Annotated in this window: 16 protein-coding genes; 8 read left to right on the top strand and 8 right to left on the bottom strand. The window is 40.1% G+C overall.

Annotated elements, in window-relative coordinates; genetic code table 11:
- Positions 1-353 precede the first annotated feature (353 nt).
- On the bottom strand, positions 354-1679 hold the full coding sequence (locus tag DD649_RS11460) for a DUF3748 domain-containing protein (protein ID WP_294107144.1): 1326 nt from the start codon (positions 1677-1679) through the stop codon (positions 354-356).
- A 123-nt stretch (positions 1680-1802) separates the two neighbouring features.
- On the opposite strand from DD649_RS11460, the gene DD649_RS11455 reads away from it, so the two are divergent.
- Complete coding sequence (locus tag DD649_RS11455; RefSeq protein ID WP_294107143.1) at positions 1803-2417, top strand: trimeric intracellular cation channel family protein; 615 nt, start codon at positions 1803-1805, stop codon at positions 2415-2417.
- Between the two features lie 53 nt (positions 2418-2470).
- On the opposite strand, the gene ligB is transcribed toward DD649_RS11455, so the two are convergent.
- A complete protein-coding gene (gene ligB, locus DD649_RS11450; RefSeq protein WP_294107142.1) occupies positions 2471-4105 on the bottom strand; it encodes an NAD-dependent DNA ligase LigB in 1635 nt (544 codons plus the stop codon).
- A gap of 386 nt (positions 4106-4491) precedes the next feature.
- On the opposite strand from ligB, the gene gmk reads away from it, so the two are divergent.
- From gmk to recG, 5 genes are all read left to right on the top strand, one after another.
- Complete coding sequence (gene gmk / locus DD649_RS11445; protein ID WP_336430733.1) at positions 4492-5115, top strand: guanylate kinase; 624 nt, start codon at positions 4492-4494, stop codon at positions 5113-5115.
- Positions 5116-5170: 55 nt separating this feature from the next.
- Positions 5171-5446, top strand: coding sequence for a DNA-directed RNA polymerase subunit omega (gene rpoZ / locus DD649_RS11440; protein WP_294107140.1), 276 nt, complete (start codon positions 5171-5173; stop codon positions 5444-5446).
- Between the two features lie 19 nt (positions 5447-5465).
- Positions 5466-7583, top strand: coding sequence for a bifunctional GTP diphosphokinase/guanosine-3',5'-bis pyrophosphate 3'-pyrophosphohydrolase (gene spoT / locus DD649_RS11435; protein ID WP_294107139.1), 2118 nt, complete (start codon positions 5466-5468; stop codon positions 7581-7583).
- A 34-nt stretch (positions 7584-7617) separates the two neighbouring features.
- Positions 7618-8328 (top strand): tRNA (guanosine(18)-2'-O)-methyltransferase TrmH, encoded by a 711-nt coding sequence (trmH, locus tag DD649_RS11430; protein WP_294107138.1) that lies wholly within the window; start codon positions 7618-7620, stop codon positions 8326-8328.
- Positions 8329-8418: 90 nt separating this feature from the next.
- Positions 8419-10500 carry an ATP-dependent DNA helicase RecG gene (gene recG / locus DD649_RS11425; RefSeq protein WP_294107137.1) on the top strand — a complete coding sequence of 694 codons (2082 nt, stop codon included), beginning with the start codon at positions 8419-8421 and terminating at the stop codon, positions 10498-10500.
- A 93-nt stretch (positions 10501-10593) separates the two neighbouring features.
- Here the strand turns inward: recG and gltS are convergent, their stop codons facing one another.
- On the bottom strand, positions 10594-11808 hold the full coding sequence (gltS, locus tag DD649_RS11420; protein WP_294107136.1) for a sodium/glutamate symporter: 1215 nt from the start codon (positions 11806-11808) through the stop codon (positions 10594-10596).
- A gap of 234 nt (positions 11809-12042) precedes the next feature.
- Between gltS and DD649_RS11415 the strand changes: the two genes are divergently transcribed.
- Together DD649_RS11415 and DD649_RS11410 are read left to right on the top strand one after the other, a co-directional pair.
- Positions 12043-13431 carry a uracil-xanthine permease family protein gene (locus tag DD649_RS11415; RefSeq protein ID WP_294107135.1) on the top strand — a complete coding sequence of 463 codons (1389 nt, stop codon included), beginning with the start codon at positions 12043-12045 and terminating at the stop codon, positions 13429-13431.
- 149 nt (positions 13432-13580) lie between these two features.
- A complete protein-coding gene (locus DD649_RS11410) occupies positions 13581-15371 on the top strand; it encodes an AsmA family protein (RefSeq protein WP_294107134.1) in 1791 nt (596 codons plus the stop codon).
- A gap of 146 nt (positions 15372-15517) precedes the next feature.
- Here the strand turns inward: DD649_RS11410 and fabY are convergent, their stop codons facing one another.
- The 5 genes from fabY to DD649_RS11385 form a co-directional block, all read right to left on the bottom strand.
- Positions 15518-16441: a fatty acid biosynthesis protein FabY gene (gene fabY / locus DD649_RS11405; protein WP_294107133.1), complete on the bottom strand. Its 924-nt coding sequence runs from the start codon at positions 16439-16441 to the stop codon at positions 15518-15520.
- Between the two features lie 23 nt (positions 16442-16464).
- Positions 16465-16902 (bottom strand): D-aminoacyl-tRNA deacylase, encoded by a 438-nt coding sequence (gene dtd, locus DD649_RS11400; RefSeq protein ID WP_336430726.1) that lies wholly within the window; start codon positions 16900-16902, stop codon positions 16465-16467.
- A 63-nt stretch (positions 16903-16965) separates the two neighbouring features.
- Positions 16966-17580: a glucose-1-phosphatase gene (yihX, locus tag DD649_RS11395; protein WP_294107132.1), complete on the bottom strand. Its 615-nt coding sequence runs from the start codon at positions 17578-17580 to the stop codon at positions 16966-16968.
- 307 nt (positions 17581-17887) lie between these two features.
- Positions 17888-19258, bottom strand: a complete 1371-nt coding sequence (locus DD649_RS11390) for an adenylosuccinate lyase family protein (RefSeq protein ID WP_294107188.1) — start codon at positions 19256-19258, stop codon at positions 17888-17890.
- Positions 19259-19272: 14 nt separating this feature from the next.
- Entirely contained in the window at positions 19273-20829 is a 1557-nt protein-coding gene (locus tag DD649_RS11385) for a PTS transporter subunit EIIC (protein ID WP_294107131.1), read from the bottom strand.
- Positions 20830-21008 lie beyond the last annotated feature (179 nt).

The following is a 21008-nucleotide window of genomic DNA, read 5'->3' as shown; positions in this document are numbered from 1 at the left end:
ATACACTATTTTGTATTGAGTTTTAATTAATACTAATAAATAAAATTTTAATAATTGATGTTTCATATAATTCACGCAGTATATAACCATCATTTATAGGTGGCTTTCATCTACTCATTATCAAATTTAACTCAATAAAATTACTTTTCTTAAGATATAAATTCAATAAAACAATACACTTAGTTTATAGTCGACTTTAGTCGTTATAAACCCATTCAATGCATTTATTTATAATTTATAAAAATTTTATAGTCATTTGATTAAATCTTTCGAGATAAAATATAACGAATAGAAAAATGAAGCATATTCATCTCTCTATTCATAATAATTACAAATATAAAATGATGCCCCAATTACCCAAGCCCAGTCTCAACCATATATAATTGCCTAAAACCATCCACGTCACGCATAAAAGCAATTAAACGGTCATTAGGGGAAAATACTATCGCATCAGCGACAGGTGCTAGCTCTGTTCGCGCTGTTAACGCCTGTAATTCACCAGTACTGATCTGACAACGCACAACACAATTATCATAAACAAAACAAATATACTCACCTCTACTATCCCAATTAAAAGCCGATTGTATGGATAATGCCCCATATGTAATTTGAAAAAGTTCACCCGTGATTGTACAAACTAACCACAACTGGACGATTTCATTATCATCAAGCATTAAGCAAGCAATAAACTTTCCATCTGGTGATGACCTAAGCCAATGCCTCGGCTGTTTAGCTAACCCTGGATATTTTCTTTTATGTGTAAAAGTCAGCCGCCTTTGATAAACACTTTTAGGGGGCGACGGCAAACTAAACTCAGTTCCTTGAATTGGCTGATCTCCTGCTATTTTAAAATTTTCAGCATCATTAGGAAGGTCAACAATATAAATTTCAGGGATAACATCACCATTATTCGCATGGGTATCACCCATAAACGCTAAAGCCCTTTCCTGCCACTGCCCAGAAGCGTTTAAATAGCCATGCTGCCCTATCCACCCTTCTTCATAGGCTCGGCTAATTTCATTACTATCTGGTTTAGGCATCTGTGTTGTGACACTCACTACACTGCAAAAATAATCGCCGCTGTATTCTCTTGCATGTCGTTTGGGCTCGACACTCACCCTACCCGCAGGCACTGCCACAGCGACATTGCGTTGGTCATACTGCACGCCAAGCTCATGCATAACATGGTCATTATAGGTAAAACTCAACCATTTTCCGTCAGGGCTAAACACATGTACATGAGTCCCCCCTCTCAGGGCGCCTACAATATAGGGAGGCGTGATACACATAGCATCAATACCATGAGCCACATTGAGCTCCCCATCATTAACATATACCCCCCTTCTATGATGAAAATCATATTGCCAGTGCTCATTAGGGTGTTCAGGACCATGAATAAATGCATATCGCGGTGGGTTTTCAGCACTGACCGTCACCACGCCAACATGTGAACCATACTTTGCACGATAAATTTCGACTTGCTGCTTTGTCTTCACATGAATTTTTTCTATTGATAACCCCGTAAATGAACTGCCACTAGGGCGAACATCATACGCTAACCACTGACTATCAGGCGTCCAAACATTAATGTTAGTAAGTTGATGACTTCTTTTATCATCGGTTATACGTGTTTCTTTATAAGGTAATTGACTATTCAATCTGTTATCCTTTAACATCATTTAACACAGACTATCGGATTACTTTAACTAATCTGTCATGCGAGATACTAGAAAATCTCAGTCGAGAATTTACGCAAGGCATATTACCCTTTAGCAATAACTTTAGTATTGAATAAAACCATTATGTTATTAAGTGTTCTCTATATAATAGGTATTACAGCAGAAGCCATGACCGGTGCTCTTGCCGCGGGTCGTCGCAAAATGGATGTCTTCGGTGTCATTATTATCGCCTCAGCAACCGCTATTGGCGGTGGCTCTGTACGTGACATTCTTCTTGGTCACTATCCTTTGGGTTGGGTTAAACACCCTGAGTATATCCTCACTGTAGCAGGCGCTGCTGTCGTCACTATGTGGATAGCGCCGATGATGAAGCATTTACGACGACTCTTTCTTATCCTTGATGCAATTGGCTTAATTGTTTTTTCTATTCTTGGTGCTCAAATAGCACTAGATATGAATTATAGCCCTATTATTGCAGCAATTGCGGCGGTAATAACGGGTGTATTTGGCGGCGTACTCAGAGATATGCTGTGTAATACTATTCCGCTTGTTTTCCAAAAAGAAGTCTATGCTGGTGTTTCATTTGCTGCGGCATGGATTTATATTGGATTACTTTATACCCCTCTCCCACAAGATATTGTGGTGATTATTACATTAGTAACAGGTTTGAGTGCTAGGTTAATCGCAATACGTTACCGCTTAGGATTACCTATTTTCAATTACGAAAATCAAGATTAAACCTAAAAAAACATACATAATCCATCACTATAAGCCATTAATTCATTATATAATTAATGGCTTGTTTGTTTTACTTCTTGCAGTATCTGCAATAGTTTTTGTATCTCAGGCTCTCCTAACCACTGGTTTAGTTTTTTCTTTTGGTTCTTAGATACATTTATATCTTTTAAAAAAGTAGAATTAAAAATCATATCTAAACTTTTTATTTTCATAATTTGTTGTTGCTTCAATGGAATACCAAAGCCTTTTAACCATAGACCTAATGGTTGCGACATGGCGACTTGCAATTGATTGATAAATTGAGTTGTTTTTCTCGTATTTGGTAACTGTTGCTGCCAATGAGGAGATAACCAAGTTGTAAGCTGCGTGATGCCATAATTTTCAACCCATAACCGCCAAGTTGCCTCACTCACCCCTTTAATTTTAATTTGCTTGCCAAGCCACGTTAACCTTGCAGTAAACTGCTGAAAACAATCAGGCGAATACCTCAAACAACTTAAAAAATGAAACTGTTCAAGTTTGGTAGTATCAGGATATTGACGCTTTTTTAAACGCCAAACAACATTCTCAATTTTAGGTGCACCATGACCCGCTAAAGAAACTTGCACCTGATCGCCAACCAATAAATCCTTCTTCTTCCATGTATTTAGAGATCCCACATTTACTTTACGCACTATTTTACTGTCTATTTCGATAGGTTCTATGATTGAAACTACACTAACAAGTCCCGTTCGTCCGACACGAAACTGCAAGTCTTTAATTTCTGAAACAACACTCTGCAATGGATATTTCCATGCGATCGCCCAACTATTTTGACTTGGCTGCCATGCAGTAATTTTTGGTGGGGGAAAGCTTTTTAATACAATACCATCTGTTGCAAAAGGCATTTGGCTACGATAGTAATGCTCACGCCATTGTTTTACTTGCGCTATGTTCTCAATTTTATGGCTATATTTTTCCGCCGATGCAAAACCTAATTCAGTTAGTCGCCCAAGTTGTATTTCATATTTTGGATGCCCTTCTGGCCAAGCCCATATAAATATATCGATATCATTTTCTATTTGAATAGGTGAAATTTTTCGCATTAGCCAACCTGCAATCTTGTTTCTTGCATTCATTCCCCCATACTTTTCTTGTACATGATTAGCCAGCTTCCAATAAATTTCTCCTTGTAAGACTAATAATGGTTCCTGCGTAGCAATTTTTTTCGGGATAGCTGGAATAAAATTCGCTTTCTCACGCCAATTTAGCCCTTCAATACCATTTCCTCGGCTAATAACAGAAACAAGTCGCCCTCTTTCATACACTAAACTAACGGCAACACCGTCAATTTTCGGTTGTAACCAAACCTCGTTACGAGAACTTATCCAAGTATTTATCTCAGTTTCATTAAGCTTTTTTAAACCAGTATGAGGAATAGGATGCTTAATCAAATCAGATTGTTGCGAGATATTCACTTCAGAGAGAACATCTGATAAATTTTGGCAACGTTGCCGACGCTGCCACTTATCAAAAAGTTGATCATAAATTTCATCGTTCACCGGACTATTCCCCGCTAAACGATACGCTTCATTCCACTGTTGTAATTGTTCACCCAATTTATAATTTTCTTTAGCGAATAGAGTCATATTTCGCGTGTGGCAATCACTATTAATTTCTTTTGATTCAACTTTTGAGGCTTGAGCCAATTTAATCCCACTACCGAATGTGATTATTAATACGCTTATATAATAAATTACAATTAAAATACGTTTCCTTGTGGCACAAGCCATAACTATTCCTTGTTATCATTTATTGCCCTAAAAATTTATCCTCGGCCTTAATCATGAAGTGCTTTTTCGTTACCATCCGCTATAAATACAACGAATTGCAAAACGCTTCGCAAAACAAATGTTAATTTCATGGGAATAAAATTAATTTTTGGAACCTGTTCACAATTCAGCTATGAATTAAATTTTATTTTCAGCTATCCATGATTTATTGATAACGCTGCATGTTAGGTTAAGTACGTGTATACTATGTGAGGTTTATCACTATCTTTTATGTTTAACCCTCGATTATTCAAGAAACCATCATGATACAAGGCACGTTATATATAATTTCCGCCCCTAGCGGTGCAGGTAAATCAAGTCTGATCCAGGCTCTGTTGAAGACGCAACCATTGTATGACACTCAAGTTTCTGTTTCTCATACAACAAGAGCAGCGCGCCCAGGAGAAGTTCATGGTGAGCACTACTTTTTTGTTTCTGAAGCTGATTTCATACAGATGGCCGAAAATAATGAGTTTTTAGAACACGCTTGTGTTTTTGGAAACTACTATGGAACATCTAAACCTATCATTGAAGATGTACTCAAAAGTGGTGTTGATGTTTTTCTTGATATTGATTGGCAGGGAGCGCAACAAATTCGGGATAAAATGCCCGCAGCGCGTAGTATTTTTATACTCCCTCCGTCAAAAGATGAGCTTTATCGTCGACTTCGTGGCCGAGGCCAAGATAGTGATGAAGTCATTGAAAAACGTATGTCGCAAGCTGTTGGTGAAATTGAACATTATAATGAGTATGATTACCTCATTGTTAATGATGATTTCAATACGGCATTAAGCGATCTACAATCAATTATACGTACTGAGCGTTTAAAATTAGAGCGTCAAATTCAGAGACATGATGCTTTAATCAGCAAATTACTAGCAGACTGAGAATAGTTTCAGTATCATATCAGGTCATTTTTTATTTCTTTGGAGTAGCACACTTATGGCACGCGTAACTGTTCAAGATGCAGTAGAGAAAATTGGTAACCGTTTTGACCTCGTATTGGTCGCAGCACGTAGAGCTCGTCAGTTACAAACTGGTGGTAAAGACGCTCTCGTTCCTGAAGAAAATGATAAATATACGGTTATCGCGCTACGTGAAATAGAAGAAGGTTTAATTAACGGTCATATTTTAGATGTCCGTGAGCGCCAAGAACAGCAAGAGCAAGAAGCGGCTGAAATGCAGGCAGTATCTGCTATCGCTGAAGGTCGTCGCTAATCACTAAGGTGGGTCTGCCTTGTATCTGTTTGAAAGCCTTAATCTAGTCATTCAAAAATATCTTCCTAAAGAGCAGATTGAATTACTGAGAAAAGCCTATGTCGTTGCACGGGATGCCCATGAAGGACAAACCCGTTCAAGTGGTGAGCCTTATATTACTCACCCAGTTGCTGTTGCTTGTATTTTAGCTGAAATGCGCTTGGATCATGAGACATTAATGGCCGCGCTACTTCATGATGTGATTGAAGATACTCCAGCGACATTTCAGGATATAGAGCAATTGTTTGGAACTACCGTCGCCGGTCTTGTCGAAGGCGTATCCAAACTTGATAAATTAAATTTTCGCGACAAAAAAGAAGCTCAAGCAGAAAACTTCCGCAAAATGATCATGGCGATGGTAAAAGACATCCGGGTTATTTTGATAAAACTGGCAGACCGCACTCACAATATGCGCACGCTTGGCTCATTAAGGCCAGATAAGCGTCGACGTATTGCGCGTGAAACATTAGAGATTTATAGCCCCCTAGCACACCGACTAGGTATACACCATATTAAAACTGAGTTAGAAGAGCTCGGTTTTGAAGCTCTGTATCCAAACCGCTATCGTGTTATCAAAGAAGTTGTCAAAGCGGCTCGTGGTAACCGTAAAGAGATGATCCAAAAAATCCTCTCTGAAATTGACGGTCGATTAACAGAGGCTGGTGTACCGTGCCGAGTCAGTGGGCGCGAAAAGCATCTTTACTCTATTTATCGTAAAATGCATCAAAAAGAGCAGCGATTCCATTCAATTATGGATATCTATGCCTTTAGAGTGATTGTTAAAGATGTCGATACTTGCTATCGCGTTTTAGGCCAAATGCACAGCCTGTATAAACCTCGTCCAGGACGTATTAAAGACTATATTGCAATACCCAAAGCGAATGGCTATCAATCTTTGCATACCTCATTAATTGGGCCACACGGCGTACCTGTTGAAGTTCAAATCCGTACTGAAGATATGGATCAAATGGCTGAAATGGGGGTAGCTGCCCACTGGGCTTATAAAGAACAAGGCGAGCAAGGCACAACTGCACAAGTTAGAGCCCAACGCTGGATGCAAAGCTTACTTGAGCTCCAACAAAGCGCAGGAAGCTCTTTTGAATTTATTGAGAGTGTGAAATCAGACTTATTCCCTGATGAAATTTATGTGTTCACACCAGAAGGTCGTATTGTCGAATTACCCACTGGCGCAACACCCGTTGACTTTGCCTATGCGGTACATACCGATATTGGCCATGCCTGTGTTGGTGCCCGCGTTGACCGTCAACCTTATCCACTGTCTCAATCGCTGACGAGTGGTCAAACGGTTGAAATTATCACCGCGCCGGGCGCAAGACCGAATGCAGCTTGGCTCAACTTTGTGGTCAGTTCTAAAGCTCGCGCCAAAATACGTCAATTACTGAAAAATTTAAAACGAGAAGACTCGGTTAATTTAGGTCGTCGGTTATTAAACCACGCACTCGGTGCTGGAAATAAATTAAGTGATGTACCGCAAGCCAATATTGATGCTGAATTGGCTCGCATGAAACTGCATTCTATCGATGATTTATTGGCTGAAATTGGTTTAGGTAATGCCATGAGTGTGGTGGTTGCGCGTAACTTACAGAACAACCCGCAAACCACTCCTGACGACCAAATCATCGTCGAAAGTCGTAGTAAATTATCAATCAAAGGTGCTGATGGTGTCTTGATTACATTCGCAAAATGTTGTCGCCCTATTCCTGGGGACCCAATCATCGCCCATATCAGCCCCGGTAAAGGGTTAGTTATTCACCATGAATCATGCCGTAATATTAGAGGCTACCAAAAAGAGCCCGATAAATTTATGGCGGTAGAATGGGATAACGAAACTGACACAGATTTCATTGCAGAAATCAAAGTCGACATGATTAACCATCAAGGTGCACTTGCTAACTTGACCGCAGCTATTAATGATGCGAACTCAAGCATTCAAAGCATGAATACCGAAGAAAAAGATGGCCGTGTCTATTGCGCCTTTATCCGTCTGACCACGAAGAATCGTGTCCAATTGGCCAATGTTATGCGCAAAATACGTATTATGCCTGATGTTCTGCGAGTCAGTCGAAATCGTAACTAACGATATATTAATTAACAAGATACTCTAATTAACTATGAATGAACGCCGCTATCGCCGCATTTGCCAAATGATGGCGATGCGGCAGCCCGACCTAACCATTTGCCTTGAAGAAATTCATAAGCCTCATAACGTTTCTGCCATTGTTCGCAGTGCAGACGCTGTAGGTATACATCAAATCCATGGGATTTGGCCTGATCAACACGTCAAACTATCTGTCTCTTCCGCCGCTGGTAGTAATAGCTGGGTAAAAGTCATCTCTCACCAATCTACCGAAGAAGCGATTTTCTCAATAAAATCACAGAATATGCAGGTTTTAGCGACTAATCTATCCGATCACGCCGTAGATTTTCGTGAAATTGATTATACCCGCCCAACCTGTATTATGATGGGACAAGAAAAAAAAGGCATTTCGCCTAGAGCCTTAGCTCTCGCAGATCAACACATCATTATTCCAATGGCTGGGATGGTGCAGTCTCTTAATGTTTCTGTCGCCTCTGCACTTATTTTATATGAAGCACAGCGCCAACGTCAGCTCGCAGGAATGTATGAAAGAGAACATAGTTTATTATCTGAAGAAGAACAGCAAGAATGGTTGTTTGAAGGTGGCTATCCTGTCTTAGCTGAGGTCTCTAAGCGTAAAGGACTTGCTCGCCCTTACATTAATAATATAGGGCAAATTGAAGCCGACGATGAATGGTGGGCGCAAATGCAACAACGAAATAAAAAATCAAACTACAAAGAATAAGATTCATTAATTACCCAAAACCTATGACTCGGAAAAACTGAATTCCGCCGTAACTTGAAGCATTGCGAGTATAAGATTAAGGACGAAACCATGAATAGTGGGCTACTTGATACCATTTTACTGACCTCCTTACATGGCGTTGGTGCCAGCCAGTCAGAAAAAATGAGTAAGATAGGTTTGAACACTGTTCAAGATCTGCTATTACATTTTCCTCTTCGCTATGAAGACCATACCCGCCTTTATCAAATTCGCGATCTTCTTCCTGGTACGACGGCAACAGTGACAGGCGAAGTTTTACAAACCAAAGTACTATTTGGTCGTAAAAAAATGATGACTAGTCTCATCAGTGATGGAACTGGAAATTTGACGTTACGCTTCTTTAATTTTTCTGCTGCAATGAAAAATAATTTAGCTGAAGGGCGCAGCGTGACCGCCTACGGTGAAGTCCGCCGAGGCATGCAAGGGCCTGAAATTATTCATCCCGAATATAAAGTATCTCAAGATACCGATAATATTACCCTTCAGGAAAATTTGACGCCAGTTTACCCCACCACTGAAGGTGTTCGTCAAATAACACTGAGAAAAGTAATGGATCAAGCACTCGGGATGCTTGAAAGCGGAAATATTAAAGAACTTCTACCGGATGAACTTAGTCGTGGTTTAATCAGCTTACCTGATGCGATTCGTTTGCTACACAACCCACCGCCAGATGTTGAGTTAAGTGAACTTGAAAAAGGCCATCATCCTGCACAAAAACGGCTCATACTCGAAGAATTGTTAGCTCACCATTTGAGTATGTTAGCGATCCGAGCAGGCAATGAACGCCTTTATGCCAAATCATTAACACCAACTGGAAAATTAAAATCCCAATTATTAGCACAGTTACCATTTTCACCAACGAATGCCCAAAATCGGGTTGTCGCTGAAATTGAACAGGACTTAATGAAAGATTCCCCCATGATGCGATTAATTCAAGGGGATGTTGGATCAGGAAAAACCCTTGTTGCAGCGCTAGCTGCCATTTGTGCGATTGAAAATGGTCAACAAGTTGCGTTAATGGCCCCCACCGAGATACTCGCTGAACAACACGTCAATACCTTCAAACAATGGCTTGAACCCATGGGTCTCCAAGTTGGTTGGCTTGCTGGTAAACAAAAAGGTAAAGCACGCCAGCAGCAACAAGAAGCCATTGCCAATGGCGAAGTTGCGATGGTGGTCGGTACACATGCCATATTTCAAGAACAAATCAAATTTAAATCATTAGGATTGATTGTTATTGATGAACAACACCGCTTTGGAGTACATCAGCGCCTCGCTCTGCGAGAGAAGGGTGAACAACAAGGCTTTCATCCACATCAATTGATTATGACCGCTACGCCAATCCCACGCACGTTAGCGATGACGGCTTATGCAGACTTAGACACCTCCGTTATTGATGAACTTCCTCCGGGTCGAACACCGGTCACTACTGTCGCTATTCCAGATACAAGACGAAACGATATTATTGAACGCGTCAGACAAGCCTGTATTGACGAAGGGCGACAAGCTTATTGGGTCTGTACGCTAATTGATGAGTCCGAGTTATTAGAAGCGCAGGCAGCACAAGTTACCAGTGAAGAACTGGCTTTAGCGTTACCCGAGCTAAAAGTTGGATTAGTTCATGGCAGAATGAAATCATCAGAAAAACAAAGCGTTATGGCTGCTTTTAAAAATAATGAAATTCAACTGCTTGTAGCAACTACCGTTATTGAAGTCGGGGTTGACGTCCCTAACGCAAGTTTGATGATTATTGATAATCCTGAGCGCCTTGGGCTGGCACAATTACATCAATTAAGAGGCCGAGTCGGACGTGGGGCTATCGCCTCGCACTGTGTATTGCTCTATAAGACACCAATGACACATACCGCCAAACAACGCTTACAAGTCTTACGTGATAGTAATGATGGCTTTGTCATTGCCCAAAAAGATCTTGAAATCCGAGGCCCTGGTGAATTACTCGGCACCAGACAAACAGGTAATGCAGATTTTAAAGTTGCTGACCTACTTCGTGACCAATATATGTTGCCAGAAGTACAACGGATTGCTCGACATATCCAACAACATTACCCTGACAATGCCCAACAAATTATCGAGAGATGGCTCCCTGAGCGAGAGCAATACAGCCACGCTTAAATACTCCCCATACTTAAATAACGCCTTAAAATGAAAATTGCCGTGAACAATGTCACGGCAATACCTGCTATATATTATTGTTTTTAAAAAATGTTACCCACCGATCGTTGGAAAAATAGGTAACCATAGGTAAAGTTTGATCACGAGTGCATTCACAATATCAATAAAGAATGCACCGACCATTGGCACCACTAAGAATGCCAAATGAGATGGTCCAAACTTATCGGTTACCGCTTGCATATTAGCAATCGCGGTCGGAGTCGCCCCTAAACCAAAACCACAATGCCCAGCCGCTAAAATGGCAGCATCATAATTTTTGCCCATAACACGGAAGGTCACAAAAATCGCGTAACCTGCCATCACACAAGCTTGTACCGCAAGGATAATAATCATTGGAATGGCTAAAGACGCCAATTCCCATAACTTCAAGCTCATCAATGCCATAGCAAGGAATAATGAAAGGCTGACGTTTCCAAGAACAGAGACGGCTCTATCGAAAACACGATAAAAACCTAGTAAAGACAAACTATTACTTAAAATGACACCGACAAAAAGCACGCAGACAAATTTAGGTAAAGCAAACGCGGTTCCTGCTAAAAGCTCTGAAATATAGCTCCCAGCCAACAAACAAATAGCGATCAAAGCAATGGTTTCAATTAATACCATTGATGAAATCATACGACCAGATTGGGGTTTTTCAAATGCCGTTGGTACATCTTGCTCATCTGATGCAGTGCCTGGCGTTGGGATATTGCGAATTAAGAAACGTGCAACAGGCCCACCGATTAAGCCACCTAAAACTAAACCAAAGGTTGCACAAGCCATAGCAACTTCAGTTGCACTTTTAAAACCATAATCTTCAACGAAGATTTTACCCCAAGCAGCACCTGTACCATGCCCACCTGATAAAGTTACTGATCCGGCTAACAGCCCCATGAGTGGATCTAAACCCAATAATTTTGCAAGTGCGATACCGACTGTATTTTGCACTAGCAATAGGCCTACAACGACAAAAATAAAAATAAATAACGCTTTGCCACCAGCTTTTAAACTGGCTAAATTCGCATTCAAACCAATTGTAGCAAAGAATGCTAGCATCATGGGTTCTTGCAGTGATAAGTCAAAAGAAAGGCTCCAATCAAAAAGTTGCTTAATAAGTAAAAGACTAAAAGCAACTAACAATCCCCCCGCAACGGGTTCAGGAATTGTGTACTTCTCAAGAAAGGGAACCGATTTTACAAGTTTACGTCCAAGCAATAACACTAGCGTAGCTGCTACCAGAGTACCGTAGACATCAAGATGATACATGTACGTACCTCGTCTGTTGTTAATATTATATAAAACTAAATAAGACGTTAATTTCTTCCTTAAAACGCCAAAGCAGGTGATAGGATTAGAAAAAAAATCTACACTAAACACAAGTTAAAACATATAAAAATGTGATGTTATCAATTTAAAAAATAAAAAAAATATTTTACGCAAACGATTGCTTTTTGGGCTAGTCCATTTACAATGCGTTTTTTGGCGGCAGGAAATAAAATAATGAACACAACAGCGTCTGAAAAACAGAACGTTGAAACAACGGCACAACCACAAAGTGAATTGATTTATCGGCTTGAAGATAGGCCACCACTGCCTCAAGCGCTATTTGCTGCTGGGCAACATCTTCTTGCAATGTTCGTTGCCGTTATTACACCTGCAATGCTAATTTGCCAGTCGTTAGGACTACCAGCTCACGATACTCAGCGCATAATCAGTATGTCGTTATTTGCATCGGGTATAGCATCTTTAATACAAATTAGAGCATGGGGGCCTATTGGCTCTGGCTTACTTTCGATTCAAGGCACGAGCTTTAACTTTGTTGCACCTTTGATTATGGGGGGTGTTGCACTTAAACAAGGCGGAGCAGATATTCCATCAATGATGGCAGCTCTATTTGGCACGCTACTCGTTGCTGCACTCGCTGAAGTTATTTTATCTCGCTTTCTACACTTAGCTCGCCGCGTCATTACGCCATTAGTTTCAGGCGTTGTCGTGATGATTATCGGTTTATCACTCATTCAAGTTGGCCTGACCTCTATTGGCGGCGGTTATGGCGCTATCAGCGACAATACCTTTGGCTCTCCTGACTACCTAATCCTTGCCGGTGTCGTACTCGCGGTCATTATCTTACTTAATCGACAAAAGAACCCCTATTTACGCGTTGCATCTCTCGTCATTGCGATGGCAGTGGGTTATCTCGTTGCTTGGTGGATGGATATGCTGCCGGCGGCTCAAGCTGCTGAGGCCAAACAATCAATTATCATTATTCCAGAGCCTTTCTATTATGGTTTGTCATTTGATTGGAATCTGCTTATCCCGCTGATTTTAATTTTTATGGTGACATCTTTAGAAACTATTGGTGATATTACCGCAACGTCGGACGTTTCTGAGCAGCCAGTTAGAGGCCCGTTATATATGAAACGTATCAAAGGCGGCGTTTTAGCCAATGGTTTGAATTCGATGGTATCGGCTGTTTTCAATACCTTTCCAAATTCTTGCTTCGGCCAAAATAATGGTGTCATTCAGCTAACTGGCGTTGCAAGTCGTTATGTCGGTTATATTGTCGCATCGATGCTGGTATTACTTGGTTTGTTTCCTGCGGTCGCAGGTTTTGTGCAACAAATTCCTGAACCCGTTCTAGGCGGTGCCACAATTGTGATGTTTGGCACCATTGCCGCTTCGGGTGTTCGAATTGTATCCCGTGAGCCACTTAACCGCCGTGCCATTATGATTATTGCGCTTTCTTTGGCCGTTGGAATGGGCGTTTCTCAGCAACCATTGATATTACAATTTGCGCCTGACTGGCTAAAAACACTGTTTTCATCAGGTATCGCTGCTGGCGGTCTTACTGCAATTGTTCTGAATTTAATCTTTCCCCTCGAAAAATAGTCCATCATTCTACCGCCAGAGTTGAATCTTCTGGCGGTTCTTCTGTATGCTATCCTTAATTGCTCGACATTTAACGGATAGCTACTTTAAGTAATAAGTAGCCAATAAAGCCAACGCTCCGACAACTTGAAGTATCACAGGTATAGATGATGAAATGGTTAACTAAGCTAATTGCATACGCTCTTCTATTATTTTTACTGGTGATAGTCTTCGCCTATATAGGGCTGCAAACTCGCTGGGGTGCCTCCTATGCAAGCCAATTTTTAAGTAAATTTACTGATTATGATATCGAGGTCGGTATCATGGGCCATGAGTTTTCGAATGCGGGCGAATTTATTTTTCAAGATGTTAAATTAGAATCGCAAAATAAAGATTTATCATTAAGTGCCCGCCAAATCGTCATTGATGTCAATTGGCGTAATATTTTTAACGGCACCGCAATTCGACGTTTAGTAATTACCCAAGGGGAAATTGCTGCAATTAGTGCTGAAAATTCGACAAAAATTCCATTATCCGCTGATATCCTGCAATTTGAAAATAGCCAGCTTCAATTAAAACAAGCAAATAAAACGATACAAGTATCTGGCTTCACGGGAGGGATCACCCCGTGGCATCCAACAATAAACCACCCTTTTGGTTACGGTGACTTTCGTTTTACGACTAGCCAGATGAGCATTAATCAATTAGCGTTTAGAAATGTAGCAATCACTGGAAAGTTACAGGAAAAGGTCACCGAAATCAGCCAAGCGAGCGGCTACCTTAATAATGGCTATATTGCAGGTGAAGGAAAAGCCTTCACCGATGGTTCAATCAATATTGATCGTCTCATCATGAATAAAGTGGGCTGGCAAAATGATCTCACTTTTGACAACCTATTTGATGCTATCAATAGTAATAATCCGCTACAGATTAAAAATCTTGAACTTACAAATATCGATATTCAAGGTAAAGATTGGGCGCTAGCAGGGCTCAGCACTGAAATAGATCAAATTAGTTTTGTTAGAGGAAGCTGGAGTAGCCCGAAAAGCAAGATTAGCTTCAATATGGATCAGTTGGTTATTAAAGAACAGCAGCTAGATACATTGATTGGTGAGCTTAATATCGATACTGATAATATCAATATTGAGAAACTATCAGGCTACTATAACAAAGGGATATTTAACCTAAGTGGCACTTGGCAACGTAATGATAAAATACTCACCATCGCTGATGCTAAATTAGCCGGTATTTTATATACCTTACCAGAGAATTGGCTTGAGTTTTTCGCACAACCAGCCCCCTCTTGGCTTTCTGGCATATCCATCAAAAAATTTACACTATCACAATCACTGCTAATGAATATCCAACCGCAATTTCCATTTGAGTTTACAGCGCTCGGTGCCAACATTGAAAACGTTGATCTGATTAAACAAAAACAATGGGGAATTTGGAGCGGTAAAGCGACATTCAATGCAGATAGCGGCACAATTAACCAAGTTCTGGTACGCCGCCCATTTATGGAAATCCGTCAAAGTGGAAAATCGTCTGCGGCGGCCAGCTTAACAGTGAGTACCGATAAGGGTATTAGCAAGCTTGGGTTATTAGTAAAACAAGAACCTAAAAAAATCCCATTTTTGCTGCGTGCATCGGGAACAAACATTGATTTAGCTGACTTAAATCAATGGGGATGGCAAGGTTTCCCACCTCAGACTTTGGGTGATTTTGATGTCACATTACAAGGGGATTTACTTGCGACCTCACTAGCTAAAAGTACAAATGGTGAACTTATGGCAATCCCTTTGCAAGGTAAGCGCATGTATCGCACGGTTATTAAAGGTGAAGTGACTTCATCCGTTGAATCTGAAACCTCAGAGCCTTCGATGATACAACCAGAAGCATTATCGACATCACAGAGCCCTTTACCTACAGAGCTGCAAATACCATCATTAGTGGCACAATAGATTCATTACGTAATAATCCACTATATAATAAGTTAATCGCGATGTAGGTTACCAATCAATAAAAAAGCAGGTCTCGCATATTTAGCTGACCTGCCTTTTTAATCGTATTTAGCTATTTTTGTATCGTATTGCTATATCATACAAAGTTAAGCATCTTGTTTGGGTTCGGTAACAGGAAAAACCATATAAATACCACTAAATACCGCCCCAACTTGATTTTCCGCACCGCTAACCTCAACGGTGAGTTTCACGCGAGCTTTACTACCTCTTGCGAGACGATCAAGATCACCGCTAAGATTCGATAAATCAGCGACTGCTGTTGGCCTACCACTTACTGGTTTAGCATAGCGAATATTCGCATCCACCAGAACGATATCGCCCCCCAACTGATGTTCTTGCATTAATAACCAAATTAGCCCCCAACCGGTAAGTGTCGCAAGGGAAAACTGGCTACCCGCAAAAATAGTTTCATGCGGATTTTGATTGCCCGCTTCTGGCATTGTGGTAATAAAACGTTTGCCCGTGTATTGATCAATGCGTACACCCATTTTTTCGCTCAATGGAATGTATTTATACCAAGCTTGCTGCAATTCACCACACCAATCAGGTCGATGTAAAATTTGATCTAACGTTTCAATCGGCTTAATCATTAGGTAATGACGGACAGGTGTTTTCAGCTCACCCGCGACAATTCCTCTATTTGCAAACCCATTTTTACTAAAAAATGGAACCGCCTCTTCTCTTACGCTAGAAACAATCCGTTTTACACCTTCTTGTCTTGCCGTAGATTCAAGCGCCATGATAATTAATTTACCTAGCCCTTTTCCCTGCATAACCGGGTTCACAGCCAAAAAGCGTATTGCGCCTTCGTTATCGGCATTGATATATAAACGACCAATAGCAAGAATTCGATTTTTATCATCAACAACCATTTGATGATGAGCGGTCAGGTCATAACCATCTTTCTCAGAACCAAGAGGCTGATTAAAGGGTTTACGCAACATTTCCCAACGGAATTGGTAATAAGCTGCAAATTCAATATCATCTTTCGGTGTGCGCAGATGGTACATTGTTTCCCCTTTAATAGTTTGGATCACACTTGCAGCCAGAAAGTCACAGGGCCATCATTGGTTAAGCTCACTTGCATATCTGCGGCAAATTGCCCTGTTTCAGTGACGATACCTAACTGGCGACTTTGTTGTACAAAATACGTATAAAGTTCTTCAGCACGCTCAGGCTCCGCACCACCAGAGAAGCTCGGTCTCATCCCTTTGTTGGTATCTGCCGCTAATGTAAATTGAGAAACAACCAATAAGCTTCCACCAGCTTGTTGAACATTTAAGTTCATTTTGCCCTGATCATCGCTAAAAATACGATAACCTAGCACTTTTTCACATAGGCGTTTTGCTTTTTGTTCATCATCATCTTTTTCAACGCCAAGTAAAACCAGTAATCCTGAACCAATTTGGCCAATAATTTTCTCATCGACAATAACACTCGCGTGAGTGACTCTCTGAATCAATGCAATCATGATAACTCTGTACAAAAAGAGGGAGTAACTGACTAAGCTACTCCACTGTGATAAATCAGTATATTATTCAACTTCTGCACTAAAGTCGTAAGTGCGGAAATATTCAGGAATAGTGTCCTTATTTAAGACATGTACGCCTTTAATACCAAGGGATTGCGCGGCCTTCACATTTTCTTCTATGTCATCAAAGAAGATAGCCTCAGAGGCATCGAACTCCTCCGATTGCAGCACATATTTAAAAATTTCAGGGTCAGGTTTACGCATTCCCAAATCTTGAGATAAATAGAGGAAATCAGAGGAAGCGGCAATTTCAGGATAATGCTGCGGCCAATAGTCTAAATGCAGGCGATTGGTATTCGATAAGACGACAACTCGATGTCCTTGCTCACGCAGGCGTTCCATAATGTCGATAACTTCTTGTCTTAACGAAATAAAAATCGAGTGCCAACCTTCGGCAAAGTCTTCGAAGCTCAGAGTGATCCCGATTTCTTCACAAAGTAGCTCAGCAAACTCTATATCTGAAATTTTTCCACACTCATGTAATTGAAAGATATTCCCAAACGTAAATCGTGATCTGATTTCTTCACTCGGGGTATCGCTGAGTTCAGCCCATTTATCAAAAACACGATTAAAGTCGATATCAATAATCACATTACCCATATCGAAGATATACAGCATAAGTTTTCCTCTTCATTATTAACTAAATTTACTTTAATCATTATTCGTACAGCTGAACAGCCCTAATTAGTGATTATTCGCGTTATTTTGTTAATTTATCAATTGAGCTATCCACATTTAGGATAAATTATAAACAGTGAGAGAGGAAAAACGGATAATAGTGATGAGCTAATAAACAACAAGGGATAATTGAGAATTATAGATATCGGTAAATTGCCTTACACCACATCACTTTTTCAATGTAAGGCAACCACTTCATGCCAACAAATAACGCATTAGTTAGCTTTTAACCTAAGCTAGTTACGGCTTATTTATACTGTTGCTTGATTTCTTGAACGATAGCAAGTCCACGTTTTGATTCTTTTTCTGCTATTTCAGCAGACAAACCAATGTAAGCGCGAGGATCAAGCATTTCCTTAATTTCATCACAACTAAACGCGGCAGTAATAACCTCATTTTTGATTAAGTTAGTATAAAAATCCTCTCCATCTGCGGCGGTTTTAATCGCTTCGTCATACAATAAAGAGTGTGCTTTATCTTTACCTAATTTTTCTGCCATTTTCATCATAACGTATTCAGTATTATCTAATCCCTTGTTTCTTAATACGTTATGTAGCATCCTTTCCTCATGAGGCACGATAGTTCTAGAAAGTTCTTCAGTTCTCAGTAAAATTTCTGTTGTCAGTTCGAGCGCCTCTTCAAGTAGCCCATCAAATAGCATGTATGAGCTACTATCACCTTCATAAGGTCTGACCGCAGAGTACATTCCGACGCTAGGCAACGAATACAATTTTTGAGAATTTGCGATAATACCTTTAGCTAATTTAGGATTAATTTTATGTGGCATCGTGCTACTACCGACGGTACCTTTAGTAAACCCTTCAGAGACTTCCGCAATTTCTTCTAATGTTGTACTGTAAACTTCTTCACCAATTTTATGACAAATATTCGCCATCAACGCTAAATTAGAGATATATTCTAATTTATGGGTGCTAAGATTCCTTGATGGAACCTCCATAGCTTCCATACCTGTAAGTTCAGCGACTCTTTTTTGAACGGCAATACCGACACCGGGCATCGAGTTAAACGCCCCAACTGCACCGCCCATCATGATAGTAAATACACGCTTTTCACACTCTTTCATTCTTTGGTAACAATCGATAAAATCACTTATCCACACGGAGACTTTGTATCCATAAGTAATTGGGATCGCATGACGCCCATGGGTTCTCCCCGCCATTACCATTGTTTTGGTTTTTGATGCTAAGTTTGATAAATTTTCGATAATCTCACTTAAAAGCAACATAAACTTATGATGCACTGTTTTCATCATATACAGCTGTGAACTTTGTTGTATGTTTTGAGTAGTAATCCCGTAATGAATATATTTACCACTCTCTTCTGAACATGCATTCACTAAAACCTTTAAAAAAGGCACAAAACCATGACCGATTTTTTGATAAATACGGTTCATTTCTTCAAAATCAATATTCTCAATTTTTGCTTTTTGCTTAATTTCATCAGCTGCTGATTGTGGAATAAAACCTTGCTCAGCTTGAGCTTGAGCTAGCATTGATTCAAACATTAACCAAGTTGAATATTTGGCTTCATTGGATAGCAGCGCTTTTATGCCGCGATCATCAATTGTTTTACTTTTAGAATCATATAACGCTCTCATCATGTATCCCTTCTCTATTTCTTCATCGCTTCATCAACAGCATTTCGCACAAATTCTACTTTCGGTCCATATACAACATGAATATGGTTTGCCGCAGGAAAGAAAAATGCTGTACATCCTGACTCCAACATCAACTCTTTATCAATTACATTGACCTCTGAAATATCAATACGTAGTCGGGTAATACAGTTATCAACATTACGAATATTGTCTTTGCCACCTAACGCTTTAATAAGAAGATCTGCAATTTCGCCATAACGCTTTTCTTTGATTAATGTATTTTTAAGATTACTCGACTCTTCTCTTCCTGGCGTTTTAATATCAAATTTGACAATCGCCCAGCAGAAAATAAAGTACGTGATAACAGCCAAACTCGTTCCAATAATGACTAAGAAAATCCAGTTAGTATTCTCATAGAGCAAACCGAAGATGGTGAAATCAAAAATTGTTCCTCGAATATAGCCAATAGCAACACCAGCTAAAGAGAGCAGAACCGCACCAATGCCGACAATAACCGCGTAGATTAAATATAAGAGTGGTGCAATAAAGACGAAGGTAAATTCTAACGGTTCAGTGACGTTACCTAACATTGCCGTTAATACCATCGTGACTAGCATCGATTTAACTTCAACGCGATTTTCTTTCCTTGATGTCTTATATATTGCAAGAGCAATTGCAGGGAATAAAAATAAAGTCACCAACATTTGTTGTTGAGCCATAAAGCGCGTTAAGCTTGGCATCATTGCCCAATATTCACTATTTGGCCCTTGTTTAAATAACACTTCAGTCATCGCAGGCACAACACCAACAAAGGTTTGCCCATCAATAACGTAAGAACCACCCGCTTCAGTAAATCTAAACAGCACATTCCAAACATGGTGCAAACCGAATGGAATAAACAGTCGTTCACCCGCTGCAGTAAAGAATGGCCCCACAGGACTCAGGATCACTGCTGATAATTTCATTAAACCAAGAACTAATACTTCCCAAATAAACGGTAGAAACGCGCCAACCGCAATCATGAGTCCAATCATGATGATTGAAACTGATTTTTTCCCTGAAAAGAAAGCAAACGCAGTGGGCAGTTCGAGATTATAGAATTTATCCGTTGCCCAAGATGCAATTAGGCCGGTAATAATCCCTCCTGCGGCGCTAATATTCATGGTTTGTATACCTAAAACCTTGATCTGCCCCACTTGCGTCATAATGGCAACATCAGCGAGCTTACCATTGAGCACTAACCAAATATTAATGGTAATTATCAAGGTTAAATACCCGACAACAGAGGCAAAAACTGCGATTCCTTTATCTCTTTGGCTCATGCCATAGGCAACACCCATCGCAAAAAGGAGTGGAATATTGTCAAAAATAACACCTGCAATAGCACGAATACTGACTAATAATGCATTAACGGTTTCATTTCCAAGGAAAGGAAATCGAGCAATCATATATGTTTGAACTAAAGCACCACTGATCCCTAGAATCATACCGATTGGAGCTAAAACGCCAATTGGAAGAAGCAAAGTCCTCCCAAAGCGCTGAATTGAATCACTAAACTTTCTTCTGGCCATATTTTTTCCTTATGACTTAGAATGTAGAAACTATAGGGATACTAGCACTGGGAGTTCAGTGAAATAAATGCTGTTGCGGTTTTAAATGTTATCTCAGGTCATTAATTATGACCCATGTCATTTTTGAGGGTATTTGATTGATTTTTAACTATTTTCTAGTTATCAGTGCTGACTTCTTA

This window comes from Providencia sp., assembly GCF_003533305.1.
Classification (GTDB): domain Bacteria; phylum Pseudomonadota; class Gammaproteobacteria; order Enterobacterales; family Enterobacteriaceae; genus Providencia.
This window is presented reverse-complemented; position numbering and strand designations above follow the sequence as displayed.

What these genes read in the sequence shown, in the direction of transcription:
- DD649_RS11455 (WP_294107143.1), top strand. Translation starts at nt 1,803, where the DNA reads ATGTTATTAAGTGTTCTCTATATAATAGGTATTACAGCAGAAGCCATG.
- recG (WP_294107137.1), top strand. Translation starts at nt 8,419, where the DNA reads ATGAATAGTGGGCTACTTGATACCATTTTACTGACCTCCTTACATGGC.
- yihX (WP_294107132.1), bottom strand. Translation starts at nt 17,580, where the DNA reads ATGCTGTATATCTTCGATATGGGTAATGTGATTATTGATATCGACTTT.
- rpoZ (WP_294107140.1), top strand. Translation starts at nt 5,171, where the DNA reads ATGGCACGCGTAACTGTTCAAGATGCAGTAGAGAAAATTGGTAACCGT.
- gmk (WP_336430733.1), top strand. Translation starts at nt 4,492, where the DNA reads ATGATACAAGGCACGTTATATATAATTTCCGCCCCTAGCGGTGCAGGT.
- dtd (WP_336430726.1), bottom strand. Translation starts at nt 16,902, where the DNA reads ATGATTGCATTGATTCAGAGAGTCACTCACGCGAGTGTTATTGTCGAT.
- fabY (WP_294107133.1), bottom strand. Translation starts at nt 16,441, where the DNA reads ATGTACCATCTGCGCACACCGAAAGATGATATTGAATTTGCAGCTTAT.
- DD649_RS11385 (WP_294107131.1), bottom strand. Translation starts at nt 20,829, where the DNA reads ATGGCCAGAAGAAAGTTTAGTGATTCAATTCAGCGCTTTGGGAGGACT.
- DD649_RS11390 (WP_294107188.1), bottom strand. Translation starts at nt 19,258, where the DNA reads ATGAGAGCGTTATATGATTCTAAAAGTAAAACAATTGATGATCGCGGC.
- trmH (WP_294107138.1), top strand. Translation starts at nt 7,618, where the DNA reads ATGAATGAACGCCGCTATCGCCGCATTTGCCAAATGATGGCGATGCGG.
- gltS (WP_294107136.1), bottom strand. Translation starts at nt 11,808, where the DNA reads ATGTATCATCTTGATGTCTACGGTACTCTGGTAGCAGCTACGCTAGTG.
- DD649_RS11460 (WP_294107144.1), bottom strand. Translation starts at nt 1,679, where the DNA reads ATGATGTTAAAGGATAACAGATTGAATAGTCAATTACCTTATAAAGAA.
- DD649_RS11410 (WP_294107134.1), top strand. Translation starts at nt 13,581, where the DNA reads ATGAAATGGTTAACTAAGCTAATTGCATACGCTCTTCTATTATTTTTA.
- DD649_RS11415 (WP_294107135.1), top strand. Translation starts at nt 12,043, where the DNA reads ATGAACACAACAGCGTCTGAAAAACAGAACGTTGAAACAACGGCACAA.